19 protein-coding genes are annotated in these 17908 nt (G+C 56.8%); 11 read left to right on the top strand and 8 right to left on the bottom strand.

Features of this window, described 5'->3' with window-relative positions; genetic code table 11:
• Positions 1–4 precede the first annotated feature (4 nt).
• From aprA to FDQ92_RS09445, 7 genes are all read left to right on the top strand, one after another.
• Entirely contained in the window at positions 5–1918 is a 1914-nt protein-coding gene (gene aprA / locus FDQ92_RS09415; RefSeq protein WP_137424471.1) for an adenylyl-sulfate reductase subunit alpha, read from the top strand.
• A 331-nt stretch (positions 1919–2249) separates the two neighbouring features.
• Complete coding sequence (locus tag FDQ92_RS09420) at positions 2250–3518, top strand: CoB--CoM heterodisulfide reductase iron-sulfur subunit A family protein (RefSeq protein WP_137424473.1); 1269 nt, start codon at positions 2250–2252, stop codon at positions 3516–3518.
• Between the two features lie 5 nt (positions 3519–3523).
• Positions 3524–5743: a hydrogenase iron-sulfur subunit gene (locus tag FDQ92_RS09425; RefSeq protein ID WP_137424475.1), complete on the top strand. Its 2220-nt coding sequence runs from the start codon at positions 3524–3526 to the stop codon at positions 5741–5743.
• 24 nt (positions 5744–5767) lie between these two features.
• On the top strand, positions 5768–6934 hold the full coding sequence (locus FDQ92_RS09430; protein ID WP_137424477.1) for a (Fe-S)-binding protein: 1167 nt from the start codon (positions 5768–5770) through the stop codon (positions 6932–6934).
• Positions 6935–7057: 123 nt separating this feature from the next.
• Positions 7058–7330 carry a hypothetical protein gene (locus FDQ92_RS09435; protein ID WP_137424479.1) on the top strand — a complete coding sequence of 91 codons (273 nt, stop codon included), beginning with the start codon at positions 7058–7060 and terminating at the stop codon, positions 7328–7330.
• Positions 7331–7333: 3 nt separating this feature from the next.
• Positions 7334–8056 carry a YkgJ family cysteine cluster protein gene (locus FDQ92_RS09440; protein WP_137424480.1) on the top strand — a complete coding sequence of 241 codons (723 nt, stop codon included), beginning with the start codon at positions 7334–7336 and terminating at the stop codon, positions 8054–8056.
• Positions 8057–8079: 23 nt separating this feature from the next.
• A complete protein-coding gene (locus tag FDQ92_RS09445) occupies positions 8080–8865 on the top strand; it encodes a YkgJ family cysteine cluster protein (RefSeq protein WP_170180274.1) in 786 nt (261 codons plus the stop codon).
• Positions 8866–8977: 112 nt separating this feature from the next.
• On the opposite strand, the gene FDQ92_RS09450 is transcribed toward FDQ92_RS09445, so the two are convergent.
• The 3 genes from FDQ92_RS09450 to FDQ92_RS09460 all read right to left on the bottom strand — a co-directional run bounded on the left by FDQ92_RS09450 (position 8978) and on the right by FDQ92_RS09460 (position 10703).
• Positions 8978–9244 carry an ogr/Delta-like zinc finger family protein gene (locus FDQ92_RS09450; RefSeq protein ID WP_137424484.1) on the bottom strand — a complete coding sequence of 89 codons (267 nt, stop codon included), beginning with the start codon at positions 9242–9244 and terminating at the stop codon, positions 8978–8980.
• A gap of 145 nt (positions 9245–9389) precedes the next feature.
• Positions 9390–9806, bottom strand: coding sequence for a DUF5663 domain-containing protein (locus tag FDQ92_RS09455; RefSeq protein WP_137424486.1), 417 nt, complete (start codon positions 9804–9806; stop codon positions 9390–9392).
• Positions 9807–9998: 192 nt separating this feature from the next.
• On the bottom strand, positions 9999–10703 hold the full coding sequence (locus FDQ92_RS09460; protein WP_137424488.1) for a hypothetical protein: 705 nt from the start codon (positions 10701–10703) through the stop codon (positions 9999–10001).
• Positions 10704–11357: 654 nt separating this feature from the next.
• Between FDQ92_RS09460 and FDQ92_RS09465 the strand changes: the two genes are divergently transcribed.
• Positions 11358–11615 (top strand): hypothetical protein, encoded by a 258-nt coding sequence (locus FDQ92_RS09465; protein WP_137424489.1) that lies wholly within the window; start codon positions 11358–11360, stop codon positions 11613–11615.
• 26 nt (positions 11616–11641) lie between these two features.
• The gene (locus FDQ92_RS16275) at positions 11642–11842 is read left to right on the top strand and encodes a type II toxin-antitoxin system HicA family toxin (protein WP_425457274.1); all 201 of its coding nucleotides are present in this window, start codon (positions 11642–11644) and stop codon (positions 11840–11842) included.
• An 841-nt stretch (positions 11843–12683) separates the two neighbouring features.
• Here FDQ92_RS16275 and FDQ92_RS09475 read toward each other — a convergent pair.
• Together FDQ92_RS09475 and FDQ92_RS09480 are read right to left on the bottom strand one after the other, a co-directional pair.
• Positions 12684–13172: an ATP-binding protein gene (locus FDQ92_RS09475; protein WP_281276808.1), complete on the bottom strand. Its 489-nt coding sequence runs from the start codon at positions 13170–13172 to the stop codon at positions 12684–12686.
• Positions 13138–13845, bottom strand: coding sequence for a transposase (locus FDQ92_RS09480; RefSeq protein ID WP_137424493.1), 708 nt, complete (start codon positions 13843–13845; stop codon positions 13138–13140). Before FDQ92_RS09480 ends, FDQ92_RS09475 begins: the two co-directional genes overlap by 35 nt.
• A gap of 176 nt (positions 13846–14021) precedes the next feature.
• Between FDQ92_RS09480 and FDQ92_RS15255 the strand changes: the two genes are divergently transcribed.
• Positions 14022–14198 (top strand): hypothetical protein, encoded by a 177-nt coding sequence (locus FDQ92_RS15255; protein WP_170180275.1) that lies wholly within the window; start codon positions 14022–14024, stop codon positions 14196–14198.
• Positions 14199–14774: 576 nt separating this feature from the next.
• Here the strand turns inward: FDQ92_RS15255 and FDQ92_RS09485 are convergent.
• The 3 genes from FDQ92_RS09485 to FDQ92_RS09495 all read right to left on the bottom strand — a co-directional run bounded on the left by FDQ92_RS09485 (position 14775) and on the right by FDQ92_RS09495 (position 16447).
• Complete coding sequence (locus FDQ92_RS09485; protein WP_137424495.1) at positions 14775–15095, bottom strand: nucleotidyltransferase domain-containing protein; 321 nt, start codon at positions 15093–15095, stop codon at positions 14775–14777.
• Positions 15068–15439 carry a HEPN domain-containing protein gene (locus tag FDQ92_RS09490; protein ID WP_211341234.1) on the bottom strand — a complete coding sequence of 124 codons (372 nt, stop codon included), beginning with the start codon at positions 15437–15439 and terminating at the stop codon, positions 15068–15070. Before FDQ92_RS09490 ends, FDQ92_RS09485 begins: the two co-directional genes overlap by 28 nt.
• Before the next feature lie 741 nt (positions 15440–16180).
• The gene (locus tag FDQ92_RS09495; RefSeq protein WP_137424499.1) at positions 16181–16447 is read right to left on the bottom strand and encodes a hypothetical protein; all 267 of its coding nucleotides are present in this window, start codon (positions 16445–16447) and stop codon (positions 16181–16183) included.
• Positions 16448–16728: 281 nt separating this feature from the next.
• Here FDQ92_RS09495 and FDQ92_RS09500 point away from each other — a divergent pair, with 281 nt between their 5' ends.
• Positions 16729–17889 carry a homocysteine biosynthesis protein gene (locus tag FDQ92_RS09500; protein ID WP_137425788.1) on the top strand — a complete coding sequence of 387 codons (1161 nt, stop codon included), beginning with the start codon at positions 16729–16731 and terminating at the stop codon, positions 17887–17889.
• Positions 17890–17908 lie beyond the last annotated feature (19 nt).

The raw sequence follows: 17908 nt of genomic DNA on the forward strand, positions 1-17908 counted from the left end.
CCGCATGAAACCTTCCGATTTCGAAACTGTACGCGTCGACACCGATCTTCTGATTCTGGGCGGCGGTATGACCGCCTGCGGTGCTGCCTTTGAGGCCGCCTACTGGGCCAAGAAGCACGGCCTGAAGGTGACCGTGGTGGACAAGGCCGCCATCGACCGTTCGGGCGCCGTCGCCATGGGTCTTTCAGCCATTAACCAGTACGTCGGTTACGGCAAGGGCCAGAACACGGTGGAAGACTACGTGAAGTACGTCCGCCAGGACCTCATGGGCATTTCCCGCGAAGACCTGGTCTACGATATCGCGCGGCACGTGGATTCGTCCGTGCACCTGTTCGAAAAGTGGGGCCTTCCTATCTGGAAAGACGAACAGGGGGAATACGTCCATGAAGGCCGTTGGCAGCTCATGATCAACGGTGAATCCTACAAGGTGATCGTGGCGGAAGCCGCGAAGAACGCTCTGGCCACTATGGGCGACAAGGCCGAGATCTATGAGCGTGTGTTCATCGTGGAACCGCTCATGGACGGCAACAAGTGTGTCGGCGCCGTAGGCTTCAGCGTCCGCGAAAACAAGTTCTACGTCTTCACCGCCAAGGCCACCGTCGCCTGCATGGGCGGCGCGGTGCATGTGTTCCGTCCGCGGTCCGTGGGTGAAGGCCTCGGCCGTGCGTGGTATCCGCCGTGGAACAGCGGTTCGAGCGCTTATTTCACCATCCGGGCCGGTGCCGAAATGACCTGCCAGGAAGTGCGGTTCATCCCTGTTCGGTTCAAGGATGGTTACGGTCCGGTCGGTGCGTGGTTCCTCCTTTTCAAGTCCCGTGCCACCAATGCCATGGGCGGGGAATACATGGTGGAACGCGCCGGCGAACTGCCCAAATGGGCGCCTTACGGCACCGGCAAGCCCATTCCTGCCAACCTGCGTAACTGGTTGGGTATGGAAGACGTCATGGCAGGCAAGGGCCCCATCTACATGAGGACGGAAGAGGCCATCGCCAACCTGGCCGCCGCCTACAAGGACGATCCCAAGGCTTTCAAGAAGAAAATGAAGGAACTGGAAAGCGAAGCCTGGGAAGACTTCCTCGACATGACCATCAGCCAGGCGCTCCTGTGGGCCGGTATGAACATTCAGCCGGAAGAGAGGTCGTCTGAAATCGCTGCGGCCGAACCGTACTTCATCGGTTCGCACTCCGGCGCCTCCGGTGCCTGGGTCTGCGGTCCGGAAGACTTGATGCCGGCCGAATACAAGAAGCAGTGGGAAGCCATCGGTGTGTACAACCACATGACGACGGTTCCGGCGCTCTTCACCGCCGGTGACGGCGCGGGAGCTTCGAGCCACAAGTTCTCGTCCGGTTCCCACGCGGAAGGCCGGATTGCGGCCAAGGGCGCCATCGCCTACATTCTGGACCACAACCAGGCTCCCAAGGTCGACGACGCCCAGGTCGCAAAGCTGAAGGAACGGATCCTGGCTCCTGTGGGCCGGTTCGAACAGTTTGCGGCCATGTCCAGTGACCCCGACATCAACCCCAACTTCATGAAGCCGAAGATGTTCATGTTCAGGCTCCAGAAGATCATGGATGAATACTGCGCCGGCGTGTCGGCTCAGTTCACCACCAACAAGCACCTCCTGGAACGCGGGCTGGAACTGCTCGGCATGCTGAAGGAAGACGCGGAGAAGCTGGCGGCAGAAGACCTGCACGAGCTGATGCGGTGTTGGGAGAACGTGCATCGCATGTGGATCGCCGAAAGCCATCTGCGTCACGTCATGTTCCGTGAAGAAAGCCGTTGGCCGGGCTACTACTTCCGCGCCGACTACCCGGACATGGACGAAAAGAACTGGAGGGTGTTCGTCAATTCCGTGTGGAATCCGCAGACCGGTGAATGGACCGTGAAGAAGGTTCCCGTGGTCAACCTGCCGGTCTAAGGTGATGTTCTGACCGTGAAGCCTCCGGGCGCCTGGCGCCTGGGGGCTTTTTTTTGGGGCGGATGCCGAAGGAAAACACCCGCCCGGCCGGGTTCGGCCCCGGCTCCACCCCTTTGCTCTCTCGATTGCTGCAGAGCAACCGGGACGGGCGGGAACCGGCCGTCGGCGTCGCACCCGAGTCTTGCCGTGAACCAGGGCTTTGTGATATCCCAACCTAGTCAGTGAACGGGAGCACAAGTGATGAGCGGGCGCGGGACGGCGTCATGGGGCGGCAGGCCTCGGACGGGATGCGAACCCCTTAGGATGCAAGGATCACCAGGGAGGAAACTCGATGGCAGAAGCGGTCAATGGCAATGGTAGCGTGTTGGTGGTCGGAGGCGGCATGAGCGGGTTGAGCGCTGCGCTGGAGACCGCCGAAGCGGGGCGGCAGGTCTACATCGTCGAAAAAGAACCTTATCTGGGGGGTCGGGTCGCCCGGATGAACAAGTATTTTCCCAAGTTGTGCCCCCCGAACTGCGGCCTTGAAATCAATTTCCGCCGGATCAAAGCGAATCCACTGGTGCGGTTTTTCACAATGGCGGCGGTGACCCGGATCGAGGGAACGGCCGGAAATTTCGATGTTACAGTGAAAATCGCACCCCGCTATGTCAATGAAAGGTGCACGGGCTGCGGCTTGTGCGCGGAGGCGGCGGAAACGGAAATCCCGAATCCCTTCAATTACGGGCTGGATAAGGTCAAAGCGGCGTACCTGCCGCATGACTTCGCCTTTCCCATGCGGTACGTGCTGGCTCCCGAGGTCATCGGGACACCCGAAGCGGAGAAGATCAAGGCGGCCTGCCCGTACGACGCCATCGAACTGGACATGGTGCCCAAGGAATTCGAGCTCAAGGTGGGTGCCATCGTTTGGGCCACGGGTTGGGAACCCTACAGCGCGGAAAGGATCGCTTACTACGGTTTCGGAAAGTACAAGAACGTGGTCACCAACGTGATTCTGGAGCGGCTGGCGTCCCCCAACGGTCCTACGGGCGGGCGGATTGTTCGGCCGTCGGACGGAGCGGACGTGAAAAACGTCGCTTTCGTGCAATGTGCCGGATCGAGGGACGAAAATCACCTTCCGTACTGTTCCGGCGTGTGCTGCCTCGCGTCGTTGAAGCAGGCGACCTACCTCCTGGAACAGGACCCCGAAGCGCGGGCGACGATCTTCTACATCGATATTCGAGCGCTGGGGAAGTTCGAGGAGTTTTATACGAAGGTCCAGAAGGATGAACGCGTTCGCCTCATCAAGGGAAAAGCCGGTGAAATCCTGGAAGATCCGGCGACGGGACTCGTGACCGTCCAGGTCGAAGACCAAGCCACAGGGAAGATCCTCAAGGAGCCTTTCGACCTGGTGGTGCTGGCCACCGGCATGGTACCGAGCACCGCGGCTGAAAAAGTGCCGGCGGCCGTGGCCTACGATGATTACGGTTTTATTCTGTCTGAAAGCGGTGTCCCCGGCATCGTCGGTGCGGGCTGCGTGAAACGACCGGTGGATGTGGCCACCAGCGTGCAGGATGCGACAGCGGCGGCTCTGAAGGCGATTCAGGCGACGGTGAGGAGGTGATTTCAATGGAAAAGAAGATCGGTGCCTACATTTGCACGGGTTGTGGCATCGGAGAAGCGCTCGACATCGAAGCGCTTTCGAAGGTGGCGACCACCGAGTACAAGATTCCCATCTGCCGGCGGCACGCGATGCTTTGCAGTGCGGAAGGGACTGCACTCATCCGGGCCGACATGGAAGCCGAAGGGGTGAACACGGCGGTGATTGCGGCCTGTTCGCCTCGGGTCATGGCCGATGTCTTCGATTTCGGTTGTGACAAGGTGGTGGAGCGAGTGAACCTGCGGGAGCAGGTGGTGTGGGCGCATCCCGCCGGGGACGAGGATACGCAGATGCTCGCCGAGGATCAGCTGCGCATGGGGATCGTCAAGGCCAGGGAAATGGTTCCCCCGGAACCCTTCCAGGGAGAAAACCTGAGCAAGCGGATCTTGGTGGTGGGCGGCGGCCTTGCCGGCCTGACGGCTGCGAAGGAAACCGCATCGGCCGGGTATGAGGTGGTGCTGGTGGAAAAGGCCGATGCGCTGGGCGGGTACCTGCGGAATGTGTACAAGCTGCCGCCGTCCAGTCCGCCCTACGAATCCTTGGAGACACCGGACCTGGACGGCCCGGTGAAGGCGGTGGTCGAACATCCGAAGATCAAAGTCTATACAGGGGCTACGGTCAGGAAGATCAGCGGGGCGCCCTGTATGTTCGATGCGAAGATCGGCGCCAACGGCAGCGAGGTCGAGGAACGAGTGGGGGCCGTGGTCCTGGCTACGGGTTCGGTGCCGTACGACCCGACCAGACTGGAAGATCTCGGCTACGGGAAATCGGCGGATGTTATCACGGCGGATCAATTGGAAGTCATGTTCAAGGAAGGTAACGTTAAGCGTCCCTCCAATGGGGGGCCGGTGGACGCTGTGGCGTTCATCCTGTGTGCCGGATCGCGCGATCCGAAGCACCTGCCCTATTGTTCGGCGGCCTGCTGCGTGGAATCTCTCAAGCAGGCCAAGTACTTCAAGGAAGCCAACCCCGAAACGCCCGTCTATATCTTCTACAAGGACATCCGCGCCCACGGGACCTACGAACTGCTCTACAAGCAGCTTCAGAAGGACGGGGTGATTTTCGTCCGAGGAACCGTGACCGGCGTGGATGACGACGGGACGGGAGGCCTGGTGGTCTCGGCGGAAGACCAGCTCACCGGGGCTCCGGTTGTTTCGGAAAGCGTGGGACTCGTGGTGCTCGCCACCGGGATGGTGTCCACCGCCGCCCTCGGTAAGTCCTTCAAGGCCGTTACGCCCAAAGAAGGCGAAGACGAACCCGAGGTCCCTGAAGACACGATCCTGGCGTCCAACCTGCTCAACCTCGATTACCGCCAGGGTCCGGAAATCCCGGCGCTGAAGTACGGTTTTCCCGATTCCCACTTCATCTGCTTCCCCTACGAATCCCGTCGAACCGGCATCTACCCCGCCGGAACCGTGCGGGCGCCCATGGACTATGCCCGGGCGGTGGAAGACGCCACCGGAGCGGCCCTCAAGGCCATCCAGTGCGTAGAAATGAGCGCTCAGGGGAAGGCGGTACACCCAAGGGCGGGGGATCTCAGCTACCCGGAATTTTTCATGCAGCGGTGCACCCAGTGCAAGCGCTGTACGGAAGAATGCCCCTTCGGAGCCATCGACGAGGACGAAAAAGGCAATCCGCTTCCCAATCCCACCCGGTGCCGTCGGTGCGGCGTGTGCATGGGGGCCTGCCCGGAACGGATCATCTCTTTCAAGAACTATTCCGTGGGCATGGTGGGCAACATGATCAAGAACATCGAAGTGCCCGAAGAGGATGAGGAAAAGCCGCGCATCCTGGTGCTCGCTTGCGAAAACGATGCCTACCCGGCGCTCGACATGGTGGGCATTCACCGCCTTACCTACAATCCCTGGGTCCGCGTGATTCCGGTTCGCTGCCTCGGTTCCATGAACCTGATCTGGATCGCCGACGCCCTTTCCAAGGGGATTGACGGCGTGCTGCTCCTGGGCTGCCGGTACGGCGACGATTACCAGTGTCACTTCATCAAAGGCAGCGAACTGGCCAACATACGTATGACCAAGATCAAGGAAACGCTTGATCGTCTGGTACTGGAGTCCGACCGGGTGCGCCTGGAGCAGATTTCCATTGCGGATTATCCGCAGCTCCCGAAAATCCTGGACGAATTCGCCGATAATTTGGCAAACCTCGGCCCCAACCCCTACAAGGGCTTTTAGCAACGCGAGCGTGAAGGGAGAAGGATGATGGAACCGAAATACGTGTCCATGGAGATGCGGGATTACCTCATCGGCATGGGAGCCGAAACGCTCAACTGGTGCATGCAGTGCGGACTATGTACCAACCTCTGCCCCTGGCGGCTGGTTCCCGGAGAAATCAGCGAAAAGTTCAACATCCGGTACATGCAGCGCCTGGGACAGATGGGCATGGAAGGGTTTGAAGACGAGGACGTGCTGTTTGCCTGCACCACCTGCGGCATGTGCCAAACCAACTGCCCGCGCGGCGTGAAGATCATCGACAACGTGCGGGGCATGCGGGCGAGTATCGTGGGAGCGGGGATGGCGCCGGCGAATCTGAGGCCGATCTTGGGGAGCGCCCATGCCAACGGCAATCCCTGGTCCGGACCCCGAGAAAAACGCACTGCGTGGCAGGAGGGCTTGGACGTCCCTCCTTTCGGCGCCGATACTGAATACTTCCTCTTCGTGTGTTGCCATTCCTGCTACGATCAACGAAGCACCAAGGTGGCTCAAAGCATTGTAAAGCTGCTCAAGGCGGCGGGTGTGAGTTTCGGCGTGATCGGGAATGAAGAAAGCTGCTGCGGGGAAAGCATGCGAAAGCTGGGCGACGAGGAGCTTTTCCAGAAGCTGGCTCAGTCGAACATCGAGCTGTTCAACGGGAAAGGGGTGAAGAAGATCATCACCACGTCCCCGCACTGCTACTGGACGTTCACCAACGAATATCCGGAAATGGGCGGACATTGGGAAGTCATCCATTACACGCAGTTACTGAGCCGGCTTATGGCGGACGGCAAGCTCAAGGTGAAGAAGGGTTTCGAAAAGAAGACGGCGTACCACGATCCCTGCTATCTGGGCCGGCACAGCCAGGTTTACGATGCCCCCAGGGAGCTTCTGGAACGGGTGGCCGGAAAAGGCACGGTCGAGCTCTCCCGAAACCGGGAATTGAGCCTTTGCTGCGCCGGAGGCGGCGGGCGGATTTGGGCCGAAGTGCCAATGGGGGAACGTTTCGGAGAGCTGCGGGTGATCGATGCGTTGGAGAAGGGAGCCGAGGTGCTCACAACGGCTTGTCCCTACTGTCTGAACATGTTGATTGACGCGTGCAACAGCTTGAATAAAGAGGAGGAACTCCAGATCGTCGAACTGTCCGAAATCCTGGCGGCGAACCTGGAATGAAGCTTCGACGGCCGCCGGCCGCGGCGGGAAGAGCCTTCGTGCGGCCGGCGGCATAGGATCCCGGCGGGGTGCCGTGCCCCGCCATTTGTTTGTTTTCACCTGACCCTGCAAGGATACCTGGTTATGGCGACTACGCTCGAAGCCCTGAAGGCCGCTCGGACCGATTACTTCCGAGCGCACTGGGAAAACGAAGAGCTCATCATGGAACCGCACTGCGCGTGCGGCGAAGAGTTGGATGAAGACTATTACTGCGGGAGCTGCCGAAGAACGTGCAATTGCCGGTTCGTTCTCTGTGAAGATGCTCGAAGCCTGGAGGTGATGCAGAAGTTCATCCACGGAAATCCCGATTTTCGTGACTTCCGGGCCGATGTGCTGGCTGGTGGGGTGGAGGATTAGTCCATGAACGAGCATTCGGGAAACAAACAGCCGGTGGAACTTAGCGCCGAAAGCCCCTTGCGGTTTGCCTGTCACGCCGGCCTTCCCTGCTACACCCAATGCTGCCGGGACGTGAACATCTACCTCACCCCGTACGACGTCCTTCGGCTGAGGCGGGCGACGAAGCTATCCTCGCGAGCGTTTCTGGACCGTTACACCCGTCACTTCCTGGCCAAGGTTACCCACATCCCCGTGGTGCAACTGGCCATGAACCCGGATACCCTCTATTGTCCATTCGTGACCGAGGACGGGTGCCGGGTTTACGAAGACCGACCTTGGGCCTGCCGGATGTTTCCGCTGGATCTCGCCGGGCCCCCGGGCCGGTATCGACTCATCCGGGGAAACGACCGTTGCCTGGGGCTGCTGGAAAAGGACGCGTGGACAGCCGGCCGATGGCTGGAGTCCCAGGGGGTTGGGCCGTACATGCGCATGGAAGAAGAATTTCAGGCGGTCATGCCGGCGGGTTTCGAACCGGGACAGCGCTTGGACGCGGGCCTGGGGAAGATCCTTTTCCTGGCTTACGATCTGGACCGCTTCGCCAGGATGGTGGGCGACCGGCGCTTCCGGTCCTTTTACGGTGTGGACGACGAAGTCCTGAACCAGCTCCAGGAGGACGACGAAGCATTGCTGCGTCTGGCCTTCCGCTACATCCGGAGCCAGATGGAAGAACTGATCCGCTTGGTGTGAAAAGTCGCCTCCAAGGAGAACAAATGAGCCTTCAACATTCCGCCCCTTCGTCTATCCAGGAAAAGCTGGTTCCCCTGGGCGAAGGTCGTTTCCGGTTCGCCTGCCATCCGGGTGTCCCCTGTTTCACGGAATGCTGCCGCGAATTGAACCTTTTCCTGACGCCCTATGACATCGTTCGGATGAAACGGCATCTGGAAATGACGGCCGAAGCCTTCATCGACACCTATTGCGACGTCCGGTTCGAGGAGGGGCGGCAGGTTCCGATGGTCTATCTTGCCATGAGGGACAACGAACGGAAGACGTGCCCCTTTGTTTCGGCAAGGGGCTGCGAGATTTACGACGATCGGCCTTCGGCCTGCCGGACCTATCCGCTGGCCCGCGCTTCGCGCAAACACAAGCTTCACGGGGTGTTCCTGGAAAATTATTTCCTGCTCAAGGAAGACCACTGCCGGGGTTTTGAAGAGGATCGTTCATGGTCGATAGAAGAATGGATCCAGAACCAGGGGCTGGCGCCTTACCACGAAATGAACAACCTCTGGATGGAGATCGTGACGGATGCGCGGCTGAAACGGGCCCTGGCGGAACGGCAGCTGCAGGTGTTCTACCTGGGTTCTTACGACTTGGATCGTTTCCGTTCCTTCGTGTTCGGCAGTCGCTTTCTGGCGCTGTTTGACCTGCCCGAAACCGAGGTGGAACCGCTGCGAAAAGACGACGAAGCCCTGCTTCGGCTAGCCTTCCGCTGGCTTCGTTTCTCGCTCTTAAACGACGATTCCCTTCGACTCCGCCAACCGGCTGCCGCTTCGCCCTGAGTCCCATCGAATGGTCATCCGGAAGCTGCCTCAAGAAAAAGCGGCCGCTTGGTTTTTTTTCCGATCATCCGCGGGGCATGCGGTTCAAGGGTCCGCCGGAACTCAGGCGGGATCAATCTTCCAGGATGGAGGATTTCAGGGCGTCCCTGGACCACACGGGAATCGGCCCGCAATATCCCGTATCCGGGTCATAACGGTAGCGGTAGGAACATCCGGATTTCATGGTCTTTTCCATGTAGGACCAGCCGCGCACGAAATACAGGCAATCGTCGTTGAAACAGACGTAAAAGTACTCCGCCGTCCAGGTTGAAAAGTCGGGCGTCCGCCATTTCTTCATCTTTTGGCCGCAATGAGGGCAAATGGTCTTGTCTTCGGTCATGGATCACTCCTTGGGGTTACAGCCGTTCGCCGGCACAATCACTGCTCGAGCTTCCGTCGCCTTTAGGGAGGCGTAACCATGGAACCCGGTTTTGGCAACTCGGCGGACGGTCTTCCAGGATCAGAGGGCGCGGGGCGCCTTCGGTTCAATCGCCCGCAGCCGCAGCGGCTTCCGCAACGGGATAGTCCTTGGGGTTGAAGGTTCGGTTCGACATGAAGATCTTTGCAAACTGCTTCATGGTTTCTTTCATAACCGCTTCGTAGTCGGGAACGTGCCGGTCGAAAATCTCTCCGATCCGTTCGTAGTTCAAGTGGGTCAAGTCTTCGCAGATCTTCAGGTATTCGTCCCGAACGTCTTCGGGAAGCGCCCGGACCATGTTCTGGCCGAGCATGTTTTCGAAGAGCTTGTACATGCTGTTCAAGAGTTTTTTCAGAGCTTCCGGTTCGTGGTGTTCTCCCTTCTGTTCCACCAGGACCCGGCAGAAGTTGACGATGTAAGGATTTCGAATGCCGAGCGGGGTGGCTTCAGCCGGTTTCTTGGCCTGAGGCTGCTTCGGGGTCATGGGCTCTTCTCCTTCCAGAGGCATAGGGATACCCGAGCGGTGACTCGGGGTCTTGTCAACAATCGCCAGCATAGCACCGTATGTGGGTCAGGACCAGCCCCGGCCGCGGAAATTCGCCGGCCGGGATCGAAAACGGATCCGAGACGGGAGGCCGTAAGGCGAGGACATGGTCGCCGGAATGGAAACGGGAAGTCAAGCGGTGGTGGCTTTGTCGGCAACGCTTTCGCCTTCCTTGAACAGCCGAAGCTCCTCCTGGATTCTCTTGGCACAATCCGGGCAGATTCCGTGGGTGAAACTCACTTCGGAATGCTCGCTCAGGTAAGCTTCCAGCTGGTTCCAATAGCCCTTGTCGTCCCGGATCTTCTTGCAATAAGCGCAAATGGGCAACAGGCCGCGAAGGCGGCGGACATTTTCCAGCGCCTCCCGAAGTTCGTGAATGAGACGCTCCTTGTCTTTTTCCACCTGGAGCCGTTCCCCCATTTCCGCTTCCAGGGCCCGGTTCTTCAAATGGAGTTCCGCCAGGGTTCTCTGGAGTTCACGGGTTCGTTCCCGGATTCTCCATCGAAGGAGGAACACCATGAGCACCGCGAATCCAAGCAAGCTCAAGGCGGCCAGGGCGACGGCGGAATGGACGGTTTCGCGTTGTATAACAACGGCGTGGCCGTCCCTGAGGCGTTGCAGGGTGTGCTGTTCCTCGAAACTGAGGGAGAGAGCGGGTGACGGACGCCCGATACCCTCGAATAGGGGCGTCATGGCCGGCGGCGGTTCGAACCCGGCAGTGTTTGACGCAAGGAGCGGACTCTGTCGGGAAGCCGCAGGGGAGGACAGAGGCAGTTGGACCAGCAGGACCAGAACCACACAGAGACTTTTCAAGCAGGTCACGCCACCCTCCGCCATGAATGACTCCGCTGCCCATCCAAGATTTTGGTAGCGTAGAAAATAATTGACCTAATACTTGATGCCAAATTCTATTTCCCCTCCCCTTGTGGGAGGGGATTAAGGGGAGGGGAATGTAACTGATTGATATACGTTAATTTTCACACCCTCACCCCAACCCTTTCCCATCAAGGGAGAGGGGGATTTTTTGACCTTCGTTAACCTTTTTGCTTAAGGTCTCCACTTTAGAACGCTACTAAGATTTGCATTCTAAGGGACCTTGGAGGATTTTCCAACCACAACTTGCACCGTTTTGCGGTGCCGGGACGGAAACACGCTCCGGCGAATACCGATGGCCTTTGATCCGGCTTCCCTCGGTATTCTTGCAGGGCGCCGCCCTTTGCGGGGCGCTCCTGCCTCGTCGCGACCCTTCTCAATGCTCATGGTCCATAGGGGAGAAGCCGGGACAGCTTTCGGGAGGCTGGAAGGCGCAATGGATTGGTTGCCTGAAGATGGCGCGGCCTTGAACGGTTGACATCCGCTCAAGGATGAAGCACGATTGGTAAAGTTGATCCAGGGGTTCAAGCAGCTTGCGCCTGTTCTCAACAGGCGTTTGGGAGAAACGATGCCGATACATGGCTACAGCGGGGAGAATGGCAAATGAAGAAAATGCGATTGACCGAAGAAATCTGGAAGGAAGGTAACATGTATGTCTCTTATTGCCCGGAGCTGGATATTTCCTCTTGTGGAAAGGACATCTTGCAGGCGAAGAAGAACCTTCTGGAGGCGATTGAAATCAACATTGAAGAAACCCGCAGCATGGGGACGCTTGACCAGTTCCTCGAGCAGTGTGGCATCGAAGAAATGGCTGACGATTTGATGGGGGCGCGCAAGGAACTGGTGGGTTTTACACCAATCGAAGTGGCCGTCTGATCCGCATCCGGCCTACTCACTATCGCATCCAGGCCAAGCTTTTTGAGAAAGCCGGCTGCGAATATGTACGAACCAGAGGCGACCATCTGATCTATCGTTTTCCTGGTGCGATAAGACCTGTTGTGATTCCGATGTACGATGAAGTGGCGGTATTCGTTATACGTAACAACATGCGCCTCATAGGGATGAGCACCGAATCCTATCACCAACTGCTCGACAGTTTGTAGCCGTTGCGATTTCCGTTATCTTCTTTCCCGCTTGTTCCCAAACTCCAGCTTGGGAACGCAACTGTGCAGAAGCTCCAGCTTCGGTTCCCGTGAAGCCCCGACCCATGCGAACCCGGTGGAAAATTCATAACAAAGAACCCAAACACCCCGTACTTCGTCAGATCAACTATCCTAGCGTCGATCCCGGCTTCACCCACAAAGACCACTTCGAGATCCTGGCCGGCTCCGAAGAAAGACAGCGCGTTTCAGCTGTAGCAGGAGGGAAGCTGGAGCTTCCCGACCAAGTCGTTCCCAAGCTGGAGCTTGGGAACGAGGGGAAAAAGGGGGGAAAGCCCCCTCTCCCTTGATGGGAGAGGGTTGAGGTGAGGGTGATAAAATTAAAAAATCCCCTCCCACAAGGGGAGGGGAAACTCCCTCTTGACAAGCTCCTCTCAACTCGTATCCTGCGGAAAAGCGTTGGTGACGTATTACACGACATCCAACCATAACCTCAATGCCAGGTCATGGAAACGACCGGGAGGCTCGTAGTGACAACCGAGAATTGACCATCTGTGACAACCGAATTTTGACCACCGTGAGCTCTGCTTGGTTTAGAATGATATCGGGTTTGCCACCCTGCCATTGAATTTTCTGGGAGGCGTTTGCCGGATGCGGGGCACCCCTTCCTCAAAGTTGCCTGATCCAGGGTCTCTGGGTCCCTCGCGTGTCTACAGCTTTCTCGCTCATGTGGCCGCGGTGTGCGGCTTGGGTTTTACTTCCGCCCGGCAACGATCTGAGCCGCGCAGGGCCGCCGAGAATGGGTCCAACCGAGACTCGTCGGAGGCGGCCCGAAGCGGCGGCTCTAGGCGACACTTTCATGGGTAGGTCTTTGCTCCGTGTGTTTGGCTTTGGACCTCAGGCTCTGTTTGAGGCGGTAACTTTCCCAGCTGCAGTGGATGATATGGGCTTTGTGGGTGAGACGGTCTAACAGGGCGGCCGTCATAGTTGGATCCCCAAACACCTGGGTCCAATCGGCAAACCCAAGGTTCGTGGTGATGATCACGGAGCCTTTCTCGTGGCGTTCCGCCAAGACCTGGAACAACAACTCCGAACCTTCTTTGGAAAACGGAATGTAGGCCAGTTCATCCAGGATCAGCAGATCGTAGCGAACGTATTTTTGGATCAAACGCTGCAGTGCTCTTTGTTCTCTGGCCTCCACCAGTTCGTTGACCAGCCCGTAGCAGGTCACAAACCGGGTCCGATGGTTTTGCCGGCAGGCCTCGATCCCCAGGGCTGTCGCCATATGGGTCTTTCCGTTATGGAAAGCTTTCCATAACGATGAAACGCGCATCCAAACTGTAATAGGCCTTAAACTTCGAAAAGGCTTCCTGTTGCTGACGATCTTTGCCCCGCATGACCTTGCGAACCGCTGCTGTCAAGTTGTCGTAGATCAGAATCGGGAAAACTCCCCCGAAAAACGCATACGCTTGCTCATGGCCATCGAAAAACACCTGTTGCCGTTCGCAGGGATAGAACCGCACAAAGTGCTTGCCCGAATACTTGCTGCGCATGCAAAAAAACTTCAGACGCTGCGCCTCGCCCCCTATCAGCGCGATCGCACCGCCCCAATCCACCTCCCCTTCATAGCCCGCTTCGGGATCACAGGGTATGAACGTGCAGGATCCCGCCATCCCAAGCTGCATCTTGGCCAGCCTCACATACCGGCGCACCGTGGATTCACTGCCTTTAAAGCCCTGTTCTTCAATCAACCGATGGTAGATCCGACGCGCCGTATGCCTTTGATTGCAAGGTTTATCCCGGTCGCCCTCCAACCACCCGTCGATCACCGCCAGATGCTCCCCCAAGGCCGGAAATGCCTGATGTTCACGCTCCCTGTATCCCCAAGGTTCGCCCCGAATGGCCTTCTTCACCGTATTACGGCAATGACCTGTCAGACGTGCCAGCTCGCTGATGCTCTTCCCGTACACTCGGTACCCCGTCCTGATCAGTTCGTACTGGTCCATCTTGAGCACTCCTCTTCTTCCCTTCTCGTTGGCTTCTGTTCACGCCAACTTACCAGGAGGACAACCGCCCAAGATGGTCAATTTTCGGTTATCACTCGCCGCTTTTCCTGGTCAATTTTAGGTTATCAAAACCACCAGTCAGTCCCCGGTTTAGATTCATGGGACGGGGCGTGGAAATGATGGAGGACGATGTGGTTGTCCTCCCGGACCAATTTAACCCTCTTGCGATCCAACTGCCGATTCATTTCTCTGCGTCTGAAGGGGGTGGACATATCATGGTGATTCCGGGAAATACTTCTTTGGTAAAATCACTGGAAAACGGTTTGAACAATCAGGCCAAGCTCGCGGGATGAAATGGTTATGTGTATCTGGGTCAGCAAACCATCGATACAAACCGGGCGATTCACATACCGACTCGGGTTCAAACATATTCCGGGGTCCACAACGGGGCGGTCATAATGGCAGGAATCCTTGGCATGATTGAGATCTGGGATGCAGCGAGCTGGGATGCAGCATACCAGAAGGCGTGGCACAATCAATGGCGAAATGAGTCTCGTGATGAAAGGCGCTGGGCACCAATTAGCGTATTCATGATTCCCCCCTGTGTCAGGGTAGTTGTCGCACGAAGTCATCCCGCCACGGCGGCCCCGATCAGGATTTTATCGACAGATTTCACCGATGGTCACAGATGCCTGGATTTTCCATCAAGCCCCTTGATTCTTTTAATCTGTGCCAATCTGTGTAATCTGTGGATGTCCATTTGGCTTACCACTCTGGTGGAGCGTCGCCGGGTCATGGTCCAAGGATAGCGAGGGTATGGAAGCGGAGCAAGAACCATGTGGGGAGCCCTGTGGAAGCTGGAGCTTGGGAACGAGGGGAATTCACAAATCAAGATGTGAGCCCCTTTTGCGTTTTGACAAGATATAGACTCAATGGATACGAAGTCCTTCTTCCTTAATTTTCAAGAAAAAATGAGGTGGATCAGCTGTTACCTCATCAAAGGAGAAAGGATGGATCTCCAAGCGCAAATCCACCATTCGCCTGTATTTACTATACTTCTTAATGTCATGACACATTATGCCTTCAAAATCCTTGGAAACAACAGCCACATCAATATCGCTATCCTTGTCAGCCAGGTCTCTAGTTACAGATCCAAAAAGATATGCCTCTGTCACTTCAATACCAGCCTGCTCAAGATAATATAAAAACAATTTCGCCTTGTTCACGAACACATCTTTTGCAGAAGCCATTGTCTTATCTCCTTGATACGGGCAAACTTCCCGGCAGTAAATTCCCTGGTACACAACTTGTAAAATATAAATTTTTCATCCGGATATCTTGTGGAGATATTGAACGTATTTACCAAGTCAAAGAAGTCTATGGTTTCTTCATCTAATATGATTCCGGCTAAATCAGCTAATCTAACCAGATCATGAGTTCGAGGAGGAAAGTCTTGTTTGTATTGGACATAAAAAGCCTTAAGAGTCTTTTCTAAAACAAGATGACTAATGAACAGGCACCAATCGTATTTCTCATTAGCAAAAAGAGATTCAGCAACATCAAGATCATGCTCTGCTGAATCAAGCCAATACATGACATGTTTTTGCATACAGATTCAACTATTTGAAATTATGCTGTTCGTTGATTTCCTTTTACTTGCTTCTACCCCTAGTCCTTGATGCTCTTCTCTCATGCTATCATCGACAGGTCCCTCTGCCTCTGTATCAGGGTAGTTGTGGCACGAAGTCATCCCGCCACGGCGGGCACAATCATGATTTTATGCAGAGATTTCACCGATGCTTGGATTTTCCATCAAGCCCCTTGATTCTTTTAATCTGTGCCAATCTGTGTAATCTGTGGATGTCCATTTGGGTTACCACCCTGCTGCAGCGCCGCCGGGTCATGATCCAAGGATAGCGCGGGGATGGAAGGGGGGCAAGAATCATGTTGGGACCCCTGGATATTCGACATAATGCTAGCGCGAGTGCAGAGCAAGCCGGGATAGGGGGTGTAGGAATGTGACCGGTTGGCATGCGCACATTTGTTCCGCATAGGATGAAAACCTCGTAGGCGTCGAAAATGGCGTAGCGGTCTCCCTCGAAGACAATGAGCTTGTTGCCGTTCTCCTGCCTGACCTTTTCGCGGAACTTGCGTATTCCAGTCTCCTGGCCCTTTTGTGCCAGCTTGTCTTATCGATCCATCCATGTTTGAAAGGCGGCGGTGAGTGCCATCATGATCACAGTAAGGTAAACATGGGATCGGAACGCGTCGGCATTGTTTCAAGCCGGTCGTTCTATGAACCAGGCTTGCTTTGCCTCCCGGAACAAAGCGTTTTCTATTTCACTGCGCGCGTCATAAGCGTCGTAGACCTCGAGGGGTTTTTGCACCGATTGGGATCAAGTCCCATGAAAAGCTTCATGATCCCGAGCTTTTCCAGAAAGTAGAAGAACTCGTCGAAAAGACCCGCTTCTCCGAGCCCATAGACTTCGGATATTTCCTCGCGCTCGGCAAGGTCCGAAGCGATTCCAGCCTGATCCCTGGAAGCGGTGCACCAACTGAGACGCTCGATAATTTTCTGCGACGCTTCAGCTATCGGGTTCATGGGAAAACCTCCTTCTTAAAGGTTTCTCCCATGCTTATTAATACTAATCGCAGCGGGATGTCCAGAACAAAATGGACTGTCACTAGAATATTGTTCTCGCCCGTAACATCGCGGTTCGGTTGCGCTCCGATTCCGCCTCGGCGCCCCAACCGCTATATCGAATATCCAGCGCGCCGTCGGGGTGCTTGACAGGAATCCGCCGTGCCGTTATGAGTCACCATTCGGCCATAAACAGTCAGGAACTCAAGGGCGGACTTAAATTGCCGCAGGCGGTGTCGGGTATGGGTTCAGTCAAGAAGAGTTTCGCCGAGATCAATGAGAAGATCAGGAAAGGCCAGGCGGTCGTCGTGACGGCCGAAGAGATGGTGGGGATCGTTCGGAAACGGGGTCCCGAAAGGGCCGCCCGGGAGGTCGATGTGGTGACCACGGGAACGTTCGCTCCCATGTGTTCTTCCGGGGCGTTCATCAACTTCGGCCATACCTCGCCTCCCATCAAAGCGACCAAGGTGTGGCTCAACGATGTTCCGGCCTATGCCGGACTGGCGGCGGTGGACATCTACCTTGGAGCCACGGAACCGGCCTTCGATGATCCGCTGAACAAGGTGCACCCCGGACCTTTTGAATACGGCGGCGGCCACGTGATCCACGACCTGGTAAGCGGCAAGCCCGTGCGGCTTCGCGGGGAAGCTTACGGAACCGACTGCTACCCCAACCGCCACGTGGAAATGACGGTGACCCTGGACGACCTTCCCTATGCGGTATTGTGCAACCCGCGGAACGCTTACCAGAATTACAACTGCGCGGTGAATCTCTCCAAGAAGACGCTGTACACCTACATGGGAACGTTGAAGCCGCGTCTCGGAAACGCCAACTACTCCACGTCCGGGCAGCTGAGTCCCCTGCTGAACGATCCTTACTACCGGACCATCGGGCTGGGGACGCGCATTTTTCTGGGTGGAGCTCAGGGGTTCGTGGTTTGGCAGGGATCGCAGCACAAGCCGGACGTACCCAGGCTTCCCAACGGGGTGCCTCGCAGTCCGTCAGGCACCCTCATGGTCCTGGGCGACTTGAAGGAGATGAAACCCCGGTGGCTCATAGGCGTCAGCATGCAGGGCTACGGCTGCTCGCTCGCGGTGGGAATCGGTATTCCCATCCCGGTGCTGGACGAAGAAATGGCCCGTTTCACGGGGGTTTCCGACGAAGAAATCGTCACCCAGGTCAAGGACTACAGCTTCAGCCAGGCTGAACCCCTTTGCGAAGCCTCTTACGCCCAGCTTCGTTCGGGATCCATCACCGTCGAAGGAAGAGAAGTCCCTACGGCGCCGCTTTCAAGCTATGTCCGGGCCCGGGAGATCGCTGAAATCCTCAAAGCCGACATACAGCAGGGGCGGTTCCTGTTGGGTGAACCCCAGCGGTTGCTGCCGAGTGTGCCTGGTTCTTGAAGCCTTTTCCGTGGACGAC

Source organism: Desulfoglaeba alkanexedens ALDC (assembly GCF_005377625.1).
GTDB lineage: Bacteria > Desulfobacterota > Syntrophobacteria > Syntrophobacterales > DSM-9756 > Desulfoglaeba > Desulfoglaeba alkanexedens.